Origin of the sequence: Mucilaginibacter limnophilus, from assembly GCF_004005815.1 — a bacterium.
Lineage (GTDB): Bacteria > Bacteroidota > Bacteroidia > Sphingobacteriales > Sphingobacteriaceae > Mucilaginibacter > Mucilaginibacter limnophilus.
The window spans coordinates 110,034-123,825 of record NZ_SACK01000008.1; the positions used below are offsets into that span (position 1 = coordinate 110,034).

13 protein-coding genes and 1 tRNA gene are annotated in these 13,792 nt (G+C 43.2%); 9 read left to right on the forward strand and 5 right to left on the reverse strand.

From position 1 onward, the window contains the following. Positions 1 to 17: 17 nt before the first annotated feature. On the reverse strand, positions 18 to 1,070 hold the full coding sequence (locus EOD41_RS16530) for a TerC family protein (RefSeq protein ID WP_127706958.1): 1,053 nt from the start codon (positions 1,068 to 1,070) through the stop codon (positions 18 to 20). Further along, positions 1,070 to 2,041, reverse strand: coding sequence for a polyprenyl synthetase family protein (locus EOD41_RS16535; protein ID WP_127706960.1), 972 nt, complete (start codon positions 2,039 to 2,041; stop codon positions 1,070 to 1,072). The genes EOD41_RS16530 and EOD41_RS16535 overlap by 1 nt, the downstream gene beginning before the upstream one ends. Positions 2,042 to 2,350: 309 nt before the next feature. On the opposite strand from EOD41_RS16535, the gene EOD41_RS16540 reads away from it, so the two are divergent. From EOD41_RS16540 to EOD41_RS16550, 3 genes are all read left to right on the forward strand, one after another. Next, positions 2,351 to 2,438: transfer RNA gene (locus EOD41_RS16540), tRNA-Ser, on the forward strand. A 373-nt stretch (positions 2,439 to 2,811) separates the two neighbouring features. Next, positions 2,812 to 4,029, forward strand: coding sequence for a site-specific integrase (locus tag EOD41_RS16545; RefSeq protein WP_127706962.1), 1,218 nt, complete (start codon positions 2,812 to 2,814; stop codon positions 4,027 to 4,029). Positions 4,030 to 4,045: 16 nt separating this feature from the next. Then, positions 4,046 to 5,056 (forward strand): PDDEXK nuclease domain-containing protein, encoded by a 1,011-nt coding sequence (locus EOD41_RS16550; protein WP_127706964.1) that lies wholly within the window; start codon positions 4,046 to 4,048, stop codon positions 5,054 to 5,056. Between the two features lie 1,095 nt (positions 5,057 to 6,151). Here the strand turns inward: EOD41_RS16550 and EOD41_RS16555 are convergent. Then, positions 6,152 to 7,129 carry a YeiH family protein gene (locus EOD41_RS16555; RefSeq protein WP_127706966.1) on the reverse strand — a complete coding sequence of 326 codons (978 nt, stop codon included), beginning with the start codon at positions 7,127 to 7,129 and terminating at the stop codon, positions 6,152 to 6,154. Positions 7,130 to 7,309: 180 nt separating this feature from the next. Between EOD41_RS16555 and EOD41_RS16560 the strand changes: the two genes are divergently transcribed. The 6 genes from EOD41_RS16560 (at position 7,310) to EOD41_RS16585 (ending at position 12,001) form a co-directional block, all read left to right on the forward strand. Beyond that, positions 7,310 to 8,206, forward strand: coding sequence for a LysR family transcriptional regulator (locus EOD41_RS16560; RefSeq protein WP_127706968.1), 897 nt, complete (start codon positions 7,310 to 7,312; stop codon positions 8,204 to 8,206). A 264-nt stretch (positions 8,207 to 8,470) separates the two neighbouring features. Next, positions 8,471 to 8,704 carry a hypothetical protein gene (locus EOD41_RS16565; RefSeq protein WP_127706970.1) on the forward strand — a complete coding sequence of 78 codons (234 nt, stop codon included), beginning with the start codon at positions 8,471 to 8,473 and terminating at the stop codon, positions 8,702 to 8,704. 36 nt (positions 8,705 to 8,740) lie between these two features. Continuing rightward, positions 8,741 to 9,115 (forward strand): hypothetical protein, encoded by a 375-nt coding sequence (locus EOD41_RS16570; protein WP_127706972.1) that lies wholly within the window; start codon positions 8,741 to 8,743, stop codon positions 9,113 to 9,115. A gap of 132 nt (positions 9,116 to 9,247) precedes the next feature. Further along, positions 9,248 to 10,195 carry a sensor histidine kinase gene (locus EOD41_RS16575; protein ID WP_164849957.1) on the forward strand — a complete coding sequence of 316 codons (948 nt, stop codon included), beginning with the start codon at positions 9,248 to 9,250 and terminating at the stop codon, positions 10,193 to 10,195. A gap of 15 nt (positions 10,196 to 10,210) precedes the next feature. After that, positions 10,211 to 10,984: a LytR/AlgR family response regulator transcription factor gene (locus EOD41_RS16580; RefSeq protein WP_127706976.1), complete on the forward strand. Its 774-nt coding sequence runs from the start codon at positions 10,211 to 10,213 to the stop codon at positions 10,982 to 10,984. Between the two features lie 63 nt (positions 10,985 to 11,047). Then, entirely contained in the window at positions 11,048 to 12,001 is a 954-nt protein-coding gene (locus EOD41_RS16585; RefSeq protein WP_127706978.1) for an alpha/beta hydrolase family esterase, read from the forward strand. Positions 12,002 to 12,296: 295 nt separating this feature from the next. Here the strand turns inward: EOD41_RS16585 and EOD41_RS16590 are convergent, their stop codons facing one another. Together EOD41_RS16590 and EOD41_RS16595 are read right to left on the reverse strand one after the other, a co-directional pair. Continuing rightward, on the reverse strand, positions 12,297 to 12,731 hold the full coding sequence (locus EOD41_RS16590; protein ID WP_127706980.1) for a MarR family winged helix-turn-helix transcriptional regulator: 435 nt from the start codon (positions 12,729 to 12,731) through the stop codon (positions 12,297 to 12,299). A gap of 12 nt (positions 12,732 to 12,743) precedes the next feature. After that, a complete protein-coding gene (locus EOD41_RS16595; RefSeq protein ID WP_240663466.1) occupies positions 12,744 to 13,748 on the reverse strand; it encodes an efflux RND transporter periplasmic adaptor subunit in 1,005 nt (334 codons plus the stop codon). Between the last annotated feature and the right edge of the window lie 44 nt (positions 13,749 to 13,792).

A 13,792-nucleotide genomic window follows, 5' to 3' on the forward strand; every position in this document is an offset into this window, starting at 1 on the left:
ATTCAGGGCTTTCTTTTTTATACGTGTTTATGTTTTCTTTTCGGGAATATCAGTGACGCCGCAATACTGGCTCCTAGTATCGCTAATATGGCTATCAGCGAATGGGTAGTGGTAAAGCCCCATTCTTCAAAGTAATGACCGCCAAGCATTTTCAGACCGATAAAAACCAGCAAGAACGACAAACCTGTTTTTAAGTAATGGAATTTGTGGATGATGTTCACCAGTAGGAAGAACATCGACCGCAGGCCAAGTATGGCAAATATGTTTGAAAAGAAAACGATGTATGGGTCCTTGGTTACGGAAAATATAGCCGGGATAGAGTCAACGGCGAAAATTACATCAGTAAATTCAATAATCAGCAATACCAGGAAGAGTGGAGTAATAAGCTTTTTACCCTGTATTTTTGTAAAAAATCTTCCGCCTACAAAGTGAGGATGTACGCCAAAATGTTTCGAGGCGAATTTTACTACAGGGTGATTCTCCGGATCGATCTTTTCTTCCTGATTACGGTTTATAAACATTGTGACACCCGTATATATAAGGAATCCACCAAAGATGTACAGCACCCAGTGAAAGCGGTCGATAAGCGTTGAGCCAAGAAAGATAAAGATAAACCGCATTACTATTGCACCCAGTATGCCCCATACCAAAACCTTGTGATAGTACTTTTCAGCTACACCGAAAGCCGAAAATATTAACACCATAACAAAGATGTTATCAACCGACAATGCGTATTCAACCACATAGCCGGTTATAAATTCCAGTCCGAGATTTTTACGGTATATGGCAAGGCTGCCCTCAAAATCAGCCGGGTTAAGTTTAAGCTTATGAAAGTTATCAATGTTTTTTTGCTGCAGTTGCGCAAAGTTTTCAATGCCATGCAGCAGGTGCCCGTAATTGATTATAAGTACATAGAAACCAATAGCAAGCGCTACCCAAACGCCGCTCATTATACCGGCTTGTTTAATGCTTATAGGCTTATCCTTTTTAGCGAAAACACCCAGGTCAATAGCCAGCATAAGGCCTATAAAAACTATAAACCCAATTATAAAAATAAGTTCGTTACTCATTATTTAGTACGTTCGGTAGTAAACAGCACCAGTTGTTCAAGGGCACGGCGATATTCACCGTCGGGAAAAGTATTCAGTATTTCAAACGCTTCGTCCTGATATTTTTTCATTTGGGTTTCGGCATATTGCAGGCCGCCGGTATTTTTCACAAAATCTATTATTTGTGATATTTTTTTAGGGTCGTCGTTATGATTTTTCACCAGGCTTATCATGCGTTTTCTTTCGGCGGTTTCGCAGTGCTTCAACGCGTATATCAGCGGCAGCGTCACCTTTTTTTCCTTTATATCAATTCCTAAAGGTTTGCCAACATCATCTGTGCCAAAATCAAACATATCGTCTTTTATCTGAAAAGCGATACCTATTTTCTCACCAAACAGGCGCATTTTTTCAATGGTGTCTTCATCCGCACCTGCCGATGCCGCCCCGCAGGCACAGCACGCTGCAATAAGTGATGCCGTTTTCTGACGGATTACCTCGTAATATACCGGCTCATCAACATCCATGCGGCGCACTTTTTCAACCTGCAGCAACTCACCTTCACTCATTTGCTTTACCGCCTCCGAAACAATTTTCAGCAGTTTGAAGTCGTCGTTATTAATGGAAAGAAGCAGCCCTTTAGATAGCAGATAATCGCCTACCAGTACGGCTATTTTATTTTTCCATAAGGCGTTTATCGAAAAGAAGCCGCGTCGCTGATATGAGTTATCTACCACATCATCATGCACAAGGGTAGCGGTATGCAACAGTTCAACCAAAGCCGCTCCCCGGTGGGTTGATTCATTTATACCACCGCAAATGCTTGCCGAAAAAAACACGAACATAGGCCGTATCTGCTTGCCTTTGCGTTTTACAATGTAGTGCGTAATACGGTCGAGCAGTGGCACCGAACTTTGCATAGATGCTTTGAACTTTTCTTCAAAAGCGTCAATATCAGCAGCTATGGGTTTTTTAATTTCGTTAATGCCGGGCATTTAAACTCAACAGTATTTTAGTGATGCAATGCCTGTGGCATTTCAAGGGGCAAACATAAGGTAAATTCGGTATAAAAGCACCGTGCGGATTTTTTTTACATCGACATTAAACCTTCTTACAAGTAGGCCATCAAACCAATAAACAGCAACATCCGGGCATTGAGTGCCGTAAAAGTATTTATTTGCCCGTCCATCCATATATAGTTTTTTTAGTATCAAGTTTATGTGGAGCGAGGCCTTGAAAACAAGGCTTCGCTTTTTTAATTTATACGGCTATATTAATTACCTTTGCGGGATTTGCAAATAAACGGAGAGGTGTCTGAGTGGTCGAAAGAGCACGCCTGGAAAGTGTGTATACATCAAAAGTGTATCGAGGGTTCGAATCCCTCTCTCTCCGCCGATTTTCATACTGAAATGAACTAAAAGCCCGTTTTTCGCATGAAAACGGGCTTTTTTATTTTTTCACCAAGCTTTTTTATACGCCAATTCATAAGTTTTTGGTGCGTAATTCGGTGAGTCATTCCAACTTTTTGATTGACTCACCAAAAAGGGCTTAAAGCGCTGACTAACAACCAGTTCAAAAAATGAACATGTTAAACTGTTTCATTCGTCAATTTGGCTCTGGTGCGTAATTCGGTGAGTCATTTCGATTTTTCGGGTGACTCACCAGAAAGGGCTTAATTAATTGACTGACAGCCAGTTCAAAAAATGAACATCTTGTCTTAAAGTGGCCGTAAATCTAAATTTGTTTAACCATTTAGTGAGTCATTATGAAGACAATTTTTAGTGTACTTTTCTACTTGAAAAGTCCAAGAAACTACAGATCCGGTCCTAAGCCTGTTTACATGCGCATCACAGTAGATGGCAAGCGGTGCGAACTCAGCACCGGCCGTGAATGCGAACCGTCACAGTGGATTAGTTCCGCAGGACGAATGAAAGGAACCAAGGAAAACGTCAAAGCCTTTAACAATTATTTGGATACGCTTCGGGCCCAGGTGGATGACGCCCACAGCGCCATGATCAAAGCGGATGATGTGATCACGGCAGAGCGTTTAAGGGACAAATTCCTGGGAAAAGACGAACATCCCAGAATGCTGATCGAGATCTTTCAGGATCACAACGATCGTTACGAAAAACTAATCGGTAACGGCGGATCAAAGGGAACGTTGAGCAGATACCGGATCTCGCTAGCGCATACGCAGCGCTTTATTAAATGGCGGTACCATCTAAACGACATTCCGGTTCGTAAGATCGACCATCAATTTATAACGGATTACGATTACTGGCTGAGGTCTGAAAGAAATTGCGGAAACAATTCAGCAGTGAAATATATCAGAAACTTTAAAAAGGTCGTATTGATATGCCTTGATAACGGCTGGATCGACCGGAACCCTTTTATGAAATACAAGGGAAAGACCAAGCGCGTGCAACGTGTATGTCTCGAACAATCGGACATTGACCGGCTGATGTATAAAGAATTCGCATCGAGCCGCCTGGAACAGGTAAGGGATATCTTTTTATTCAGTTGTTTCACCGGGCTGGCTTATGTAGATGTTAAAAAGCTGCACCGTGACCATTTGACCAACCGTTACGACGGTGAGATATGGATCGTTACCAACCGGCAAAAAACAGATGTTCCCACTCGTGTGCCACTATTGCCACAAGCTATTGATCTGATGCGAAAGTATGAATACCACCCTAAGTGTGCGAATACAGGTCTGGTCTTTCCAGTACCGTCCAATCAGAAAGTAAACGACTATCTGAAAGAAATTGCTGAGCTATGTGGTATTAAAACCGAATTGACATTCCATATAGCCCGCCACACTTTCGCGACAACCGTAACACTCGCCAATGACGTGCCTATTGAAAGTGTTTCCGTTATGCTCGGCCATACGAGTATCAGAACCACGCAAGAATATGCCAAGGTGCTCAACGTAAAATTGAGTAAGGACATGCAAGCACTTAAATTGAAGATTGCGAAGGTTTGAACGTAAATAAGACAGGATGAAAAAAGAAAAGGAAATCAAACCGCCGATCATAACTGATATACAAGCGATCTTTGATCGTGCCCGGCAGGCAGCTATACGTTCCGTCGACTTTGAACGGGTGATGATGTACTGGCAGATCGGTAGAAGAATAATTGAGGAAGAGCAGGGTGGTGAACAACGGGCAATTTATGGGGAACGTCTGATCCCATATATTTCTGAGCAACTGATGCCAACATTGGGAAGTATCTTCTCAACACGAAATCTCATATATATAAGGCAATTTTATCGCACCTTTCCAATTGCGAACGCACTGCGTTCGCAATTGAGTTGGACACATTATCGATCACTTTCTGCCATCAGCAGCATTGAAAAACGTGAATTCTACCTGAGCGAAACCATCAAAAATAACTGGACGGCCAGGCAAATGGAGCGACAGATCAACAGTCATTTGTTCGAGCGCTTACTTTCCAGCACCGACAAAGAGACTTTATTGTCGGTCGCCAGAAATGAAAAGCAGCCAGCTGACCCCAAAGATATTGTTAAGGACCCTATGATATTAGAGTTTCTTGGCTTAAAGCCGGAATCCTCTTATTATGAAAAAGACCTGGAAACCGCGTTGATCACCCATTTACAGGAATTCATGCTGGAGCTTGGAAATGGCTATTCATTTGTTGCAAGACAAAAACGCATACATCTGGATGGTGATGACTTCTTTATCGACTTGGTGTTTTATAACAGGCTACTACAATGTTTTGTAATAGTTGAATTGAAAACGCATAAGCTTACTCATCAGGATATCGGACAGTTACAGATGTATGTAAACTATTATGATCGTATAGAAAAGCTTCCGCATGAAATGCCGACCGTAGGCATTCTATTGTGCCTTGAAAAAAATGATACCGTTGTTAAGTTTTCGCTGCCTGAAAATGCCAACATATTTGCGTCTAAGTATCAGCTTTACCTCCCCACAGCCGACCAATTGCAGTCCGAACTGCAAAAAGAATTGAGCAAGCAAAACGTTCAGTAACAGGATTCCCCAATTGTGAACGCGGTGCGTTCACAATTGGGGAATGTTAGATAATGCCTACTTCATCAATTAAAAATCATCCATTTTATGATGTGGGTTGTTGTTCCAACCCTTCCGGTCAAAGTAGTTCTACTTTAAATCTATCAGAGGAATAAACGTAATGCTTTACAGGATGACACTTACGTCCTCTAATAAATGGTAACTGTCAGATTAAATCGTGACTATCTCATTTGATGTATGTTTTAAGTACATCTTCAAGTAAGGTTTCCCTTAAACGTGTTCTGCGTTGCGGCCTTCAAAAACGATCCATTTGGTATTGAAACCGTCGTTTATTTCCGCCATTAAACGTGATGCATCCGCCGTGAAGCCAAAGGAAGCATAGGTTTGCTCATATTCACTTCGTGGAATCGTAATACCCGCCATCTGTTTTTTTGGACTCTGCCAGCTAAGTTAACAATGTTTGACATTAAAAAGTTAACTGCAATTAAATTGTCGCTCGTCATTCCGTAAGGAGTTGCAGTTATAATGTGGACGGCTTACTTTATTAACATTGAAACTGCTATTTGGACTGTTATTATACCTGGGAGATTATGATCGAAAATCGCTGACATTAAATCATCCGGCAACGCATCTCTTTATACCATGACCGGTCTACACGCAACAGTTCACCGTTCTTAAGTTGGACAACATATGCACAGGGCCACCCGAGACTACTTATTTATATAAACAAGCAAAATCGGTCGGTTATTCAGGCATTTGACGAAAAAGGACAAAGTATCGGAACAACCATGTTTAAAAATGGTAAACCCGACCGCAGGGAAGGAAGATCTCGGCCGATAAGGGTATTCCAGATCTTTGATGCGATTATCCCAGCACGTTAACTTGTCTTTAAAAGGTTGATTTATTATAACAAGTTCCCATAACCAAAATACTCAATAGCAAATTTTGATTAGCCGTATGCTGATAAAACTCGTTGTGATGACCCGGCCGGGATACTCACAGGATAAAAATCCTATAAAACCACAATTATACGGCAAATTTAAAAGCGCGAAGCCGACAAAACTATGACTAAGCAGAACAAACCGCCTTCATCAATCAAGCCAAATGCATAACAGCATACAAAGCTGTAGCAGAAATCAGCCCCCAAAGTACAACACCTTGAAAAAGCGGCTTAAAACCTACAGATGCCAAGACCATTTTTGATAACCCTGCGCCAATTAAAAATAAGGTCAAGCTAAGCCCTGCTTTTGCCACGGTAATCAGGTATGGACTTACTATTTTAATTGCAGGTATATAAGTATCAGCCACCATAGCCATTATAAATAAAGCTATAAAGTAGGGTATGCTTATTTTTTTTGAGTTATTTTTAAAGATAAAGGTAGAGAGAAATGCTATCGGAATGATCCAAAGTGCGCGTGTCAATTTAACGGTAGTCGCCACTTCCAGTGCGTGGTTGCCGTATTTACTTGCCGCGCCTACTACAGAACTGGTATCGTGAATGGCAATCGCGCACCACAGCCCAAATTGCGTTTGTGATAAATTGAAGTAATGGCCGATCACCGGGAAAACGAATAAGGCAATGGAGTTGAGAATGAAAACACAGCCTAACGCAACAGAAATTTGTTTTTCATCTGCTTTAATCACCGGTGAAATCGCAGCGATTGCACTGCCGCCACAAATGGCCGTCCCTGATGAGATAAGATAAGAAGTTTTCTGATCGATGTTTAACCAACGTCCCATCAGGTATCCGAATACCAAAGTCGAGCTAATTGATACTACCGTGAAGAGAATCCCTTCCCGGCCGGCCTGCATGGCGCTATGTACATTCATTCCAAATCCTAACCCAACCACAGAGACCTGCAATAGCCAGTGTGTTAATCTATGATTTAAATGCAGATAAGGATGCCCGCTCACCTGTGCTACTATTAAACCCAGGAAAAGTGCAATAGCCGGACTAACAAAAGGTGTTGCACATAAAGCTACGCAAATAACGAAAATTACTTTTCTGCCGGTATGATTTATGTGGAGCAAGGTGCCTGTTTTATAAACTGGAATGGGATGATGTGTGTTCATGAATGAATATTTAATAGCACAAATATGAAAACCTCTCGAGCCTGATTTTTATGATATAAAGGCCTGATCAATAACCAAAAGTTATTAAAGCTTTAAATTGGTATCTTGTCAACGGTAAAGTACTGGCTTATGGGTTAACTTATAACAGCCTGCTGTTTCCTGTTTTTATATTTAAAATTTATGCTTGACTTTAGATTAAAGGTATTTGACACCGTAGCTAAACGACTCAGCTTTACTCGGGCTGCTGAAGAATTATATATTACCCAACCGGCGGTAACCAAGCACATCAGGGAACTGGAAGCTTATTTTAAAACTTCACTTATTGAACGAAGCGGCAATCGCAAGGTGAGCTTAACGCCGGCAGGAAGAATCTTGCTCGCCTATGCTGAGCAGATCGCCAGTGTATATAAGGGGTTGGAGTTTGAAATGAATGCACTGGTGAATAAGCATAGTGGCGTATTGCGGATAGGCGCCAGTACAACCGTAGCGCAATATGTGCTGCCCCCGGTTCTGGCCGGTTTTCACGAACGGTTTAAAGACGTTAAAGTGATATTGGTTACCGGTAACACTGAGCAAGTAGAAGAAGCCTTGCTTAAAAAGGAAATAGACCTTGGGATAATTGAAGGAATGACACGGCAGCCGCAGATCAGTTATCAGGAATTCGGTAAAGACGAACTTGTGCTTGTTAGTAGTATCTCTAACCAAAAACTCAAAAAATATGTCTTGAAGCCTGAGGAATTGAAAAATTATCCGTTTTTGTTAAGGGAGCCCGGATCGGGGACTTTGGAGTTCATTGCTTATGCATTAAAAGAGCGGGATATCCGGTTAAATGATTTAAATGTTGAAATGCAGCTTGGTAGTACAGAAAGCATGAAGTCTTACTTGCTCAACAGTAATTGCATTGCATTTTTATCTGTTCATGCCATCGTTAAAGAGCTTAAGTCTGGGGAGTGCAGAATTGTTGATGTTGAAGGACTTTCCATTACACGTCCTTTTCATTTTATTCAGCCACTGGGGCATCCCTTACCCTTAGCTGAACTATTTCAACGCTTCTCATCAACGTACAGATTATCATGATTAATCGGTACTAATTAGTCAACCAGGTAACCAAAATTGGACAACCTAAACAGTAATGGTACCCACAGCATACGCACTTCAGGATAGTATTAAAGGTTCGTTGCCTGTATGCCGAACATATAGATCAACTATTTAAAATTACCTCGTGTGCCCGGCAACTCAATTTGCCGCCTTAACGTTTGTTTTTCCCGCTTCGCTGATTGTTTTCTATTTCAAAAGATTTCGATCCCATTGTTTTGCAGAAGATTATATAATACAAAACATATGAAGACAAGAATCTTATTAAGTATTTTGACCACAGCTTGCCTGTGGTTCCAAACAAGTACTGCACAAATAGTGGTTGCCAGAAGGCCGGTAGTTTACCGCCCGCGCCCGGTGTTAGTGGTAAAGCCAGCACGTGTATTATTGCCCGCCCGGCGCGTTGTTATTGTGAAGCCGGCACCTATTGTCCGGGCTGTACCAGTCAGGCCGCGGAGAAAAGTGATCATCTACCGATAAATAAAAATTGCTTTGAACACCCATAAATAGTTAAAAATGAAAAATCTGATTGCTTGCCTTATCCTGATCCTATCTTTGCCATATGCTGCTTCGGCACAAACGGCTGGTACCAAATTGACGGAGGATCAAAAAAAGGAATACAAAGCCAAAATGGAGGCCTTTAAGACCGAGCTTAAACTTACGGACGAACAGCAACCAAAATTCGAGCAGATCAATTTGCAGTTTCTTGAAGAGCTGGCAAAGTTGAAACAAGACAATGGCTCCAGAATAAGTAAATACCGCAAACTAAAAGCCGCTACCAATGACCGGAATAGAAAAATTAAAGATATGCTGACCGCTGAGCAATACAAGGTATTCCAGGCACATCAAACAGAAATGAAGGACGAACTGAAATCACTGCGGTCGCAGTAACACGGAATGCAGATAGCACAATCCAAATACAGCCGCCTGCTTATACCTTTAACGGCCCTCGCCGTTGCCTTATTTATGACGTTGCCACGGATAGGCATCATGGCCTATTTGAGGACTAACCCGGGGCTACGCATGAGTCAGATCACTTGGGGCGATCTGGGGAGCAAATTCTTATATGCCTTCCTCGTCGCATGGCTGTTTCTCTGGCTTAACGCCGCCAACATCAATATCGCTGTTGGCTTCAGGACGATCAGAACGTCGAAATTCAGTCATCGGCTGCTGATTAATATTTTGCTGTTTCTGCTGGTCAGATGGCTGTTTCGCTTATCCGGTATCCCTGAAGTAAGCGCTTTAAGGCCGGGCAGAGGCGCCACATTCCTTTTCAATATCAGTTTGGTACTCGAAGTCAGCTTTTGTATCTTAATTGCAGAGATCTACCGTCTATTCAGGAAGCATCAGGAACAACTGCTTCGTAATGAAATGTTACTCAAAATCAATGCTGAGGCAAGGTTTGAGGTTTTAAAGAACCAGGTCAATCCACATTTCTTGTTCAACTCGCTGAATACCATCAATGCAGTGATTGACAAAGATGTCGCGGCTGCAAAAAGATTTGTTAACAATATGTCGCAGGTTTACCGGCATATTTTAAACAGCTCCGGGAGGCCCGTCATTACGCTGGCCGAGGAAATGGAGTTCACCACGGCATATGTCAGCATGTTGATGGAGCGCCACGCTGATAGTATCTCAATTGAAATAATGGTGCCTGATGAATACAATTCGCTATTATTACCGCCGGTATCTTTACAGGTGCTGATAGAAAATGCGGTCAAGCACAACGTAATGTCGACCGGCAACCCTTTGAAAATCAGTGTTTCAGCACACGAGGGTTGCATAGTGGTGAGTAATAAAGTGAGCGAAAGGAAATTGAAATCACCTTCAACCGGTACAGGCCTGTGGAACCTGGATCAGCGATACCGGCACTTGTGCAGCGGTACAATAACTATCAGTAATAACGATGGCGTGTTTACCGTTGCCTTACCCCTTTTAAAGGCGTATGGTGACAAATATGTACCGGTATAGTTTAAATTACGGACCATGGATATATTGATCATAGAAGATGAACCTAACGCGGCCAGGCAGTTGCAAGGCATGATTGCGGCTTGCCGACCTCTGGCACGGTTTGGCCCGCTGATCGATAGTCTGCGTGATGCGGTGAGTTATTTGGGCGATGGGCATTCGCCTGACCTGATCTTTCTGGACATTCATCTTGCTGACGGGCACGCATTCGATCTCTTTGAACGTGTTGACATACCATGCCCGGTTATTTTTACCACCGCCTATGATCAATATGCTGTTAAAGCATTCGAAGTGAACAGCCTTGATTACCTATTGAAACCGATGTTGGAAGAAAGGGTGCGTAAGGCCCTGGATAAATTTGACCTGCATTGTTCAATACGACAGCCAGGCAAATTAGACGAGACCTACCTCGGCCGGTTACAAAGCCTGCTATCCGCCGGTAATAATAACTACAGACAAAGTTTCCTTATACCTTATAGAGACAAATTGCTGCCGGTACAGGTAAAAGATTTTGCCTGGTTTGAAATAAAGCAGGGAGTGGTTAGTGGCACAAGGTTGGACGGTACGTTTCACTTGCTGGAAGAACGTTCATTGGATGAGTTAACGAAGCTTCTTGATCCCCGGCAGTTCTATCGGGCCAACCGCCAGTTCTTGATCAACAAGGCTGCGTTAAAGGAAGTCGTACATTACTTTAACGGCAAACTGTTAGTGCGGTTACATCCTGAGCCATCGGATAAAGTGATCATCAGCCGGGAGAAGGTGACACAGTTCAAATCATGGGTCACCGCTTAAGCTGCTTATTATACCGTTTGGCTGTATCAATACGAACTCTCCTGCTATTATCTGCCTTTCTTTGTGTCATCTTATTATAAAGTTAACACCATGAAAATGATTTTAAATTTTATCAACCTGTGCATATGCTTATTGATGCTTTCCTGTGGTAAGGACGACCCTAAACCTGCAGAATACCGCTTTACTGAACAAGTGGTGATAGACGGCATCCGCCGGACGTACATTATCAAACTTCCGCAAAACTATTACAATAATGACAGCTCACGGGCAATGGTCATTGGTCTGCACGGCGGAGGCGGCAGCGCAGCGCAATTCGAAAGGGCCTATGGATTTGACCAGAAGGCCGATAAGGAAGGTTTTGTGGCCGTTTATCCGGACGGGGTACAGAAAGAGGATGGCTTGGGTTTATTAAAGATCCGTACCTGGAACGCAGGCACCTGTTGCGACTTTGCAATGAACACCAACGTTAATGACGTGAAGTTCATCAGCACATTGATCGATAACATCAGCAGCCGCTTTCATATTAACCGCAAAAAAGTTTATGTAACAGGCATGTCCAATGGTGGCATGATGGCCTACCGCCTGGCTTCCGAATTGCCGGGCAAGATCGCCGCAGTCGGTATTGTCAGTGCCACCATGGTCGCACCGAAGGATGCCTCCAAACAGGGCGTTGTGCCAATCATTCATGTTCACAGTAAGCTGGATACGAAGGTGCCGTTTATCGGAGGTACCGGTATTGGCGATTATGACTTTCCGCCAGTAATGGATGGTATCAATTACTGGGCAAACCGAAACCATTGCACTGTTAATCCTGTAACAGCGCAGCGCCAGGGTTACACCTTACAAAGCTGGAAGAACAGCGAAGGCAGCATCCTTATTCAATGCTATTTAACCGAAGACGGCGGGCATGCCTGGCCCCAATCAGCGATACAAGGTCGCCGGGGGGATACGCCCTCCACAGTGATCAACGCAACCGATCTGATCTGGGATTTTTGCAACAGGTTTACCCTTCCTTGAAAGGCGGATAGTTCCAATTTGCCGTCTATTTATTTGTACTGTCATCTCAGAAAGAGTGAACACGGATAGTCGCGAACGGCCCGGCCTGCAGTGTACGGTGTTATATATAGTAACAGATCTCGGCGGGTTTTCACATCAATAATACGAATGATCGGATATCCTGAAGGCAACTATAATCCTCGTATATAATATGGATCCAACTGCTTTAATCCAGCTTCGTTTTCTCTAAATAAATACGCGGCACGTTGGCCCTTCATAAAAAAACTGATAAACGGCTAAGCACCTGTAACATTTTCTAATATTCCCGGCTGGGGCTAAGATTGTGATTGAGCCGCACCAAGTTGATCCATAAATTAAATTGCTCGTCCTCGTCAATCCCAGCGAATGCTGCCTGAGCGATTTCTTTCACGGCAGCATTTAATGATCGTTCAATCACTTCAGCTTTTCCTGTAAGGTATATGGTTTGCTCATCCCGGTCATTATAAACTTGGGCTAACTCGATGTAACCAGCAGTTTTCAGATCAGACAATGAGGACATCAGATCCGGTAAGCTTGCCGTTACATATTTGAGTAATTCAGATGGAGTGGTCGTTCCGTCCATTCTGAAAAGCGTCAGCATTATCAGATAGTGTTCGGCAAGATCATATTGAGAAAAAGCGCTCTTGAAGTGGCGGTGTAATGCCGCGTTGGCAGCCGTTAACTGCAAACTGATGTCTTTAATAATATCCATCTATAATTTGCTTTATTTTATGGTTTGGCCTTCTTTAATTTCGTCGCTGGCATGCAGCAATATTTGATCACCAGTTTTTAGGTTCCCAAAAACTTCGGTCTGCTCATCGCCTGCAATGCCTTCCTTGATATCAGCATAAACAGCTTTGCCATTCTTAATCTTAATAACATACTGGCGCTCTGTCGACCGGACTATTGCGTTATTGGGTACTATGAGTGATTTCGCCCCCAGGATCAACGGAATCTTGACCTCTCCATACATGCCTGGTTTCAATCGCTGACCGGCGTTCTCTACGTCGATTTCGACGGCCTCAGAACGCTGATTGCTGAGTGCGTTGGATGAACGGCTAATGAAGGCTTTATTTTCCTTTCCCGGTAGCGCGTTGAAAATAAATGAGACTTTTTGCTTGAGATCCACTTTGTCAACATATGATTCCGGTATCATGACCTCCAAGCGAAGCTTACGGGTATCCTGTAATACGAGCATCGGTTGATCTGATGCTTTACCGGGTCCCACCAAAGCACCCGCTGAAACGTTTCGCTGGACAATCATTCCGTCAAAAGGCGCTCGGATGTTTAGGTACGACTGTATATCACGTACTGACGCAGCATTGGATTGTTCTGATAGAACTACCGCTTCATCCGCCCTCATTTTAGAAAGTGCATTATCCAGATCAAGCGGAGAAACAGCTCCTTCTTCTTTGGCCGCCTCCTTAAGGCGCCGGTATTTCTCCCTGCTGGCATTGGCTGCTTCCCTGGCTTGAAGATACCTGGCGTTAGCCGCCTGTACCTGTGACATCATTTCCGGAGCTTCCAGAACAGCCAGTAATTGCCCTTTTCGCACAACTGAACCCCGATCAACATTGATCTGCTTGACAAAGCTGTTGATCTTGGCAAAGAGATTTACTTCATTAAAGGGTTTCAGCTGGCCGGGCAAACGTACATAGCTTGAGAGTCTCTTTTCGGATACAGTACCCGTCTCGAAATTCTCCCCTGCAGCGGTCTTTTCTGCGGTCATATCTACCGGTTTTTCTGAATGGGAACATCCGCCCATTATAGCGG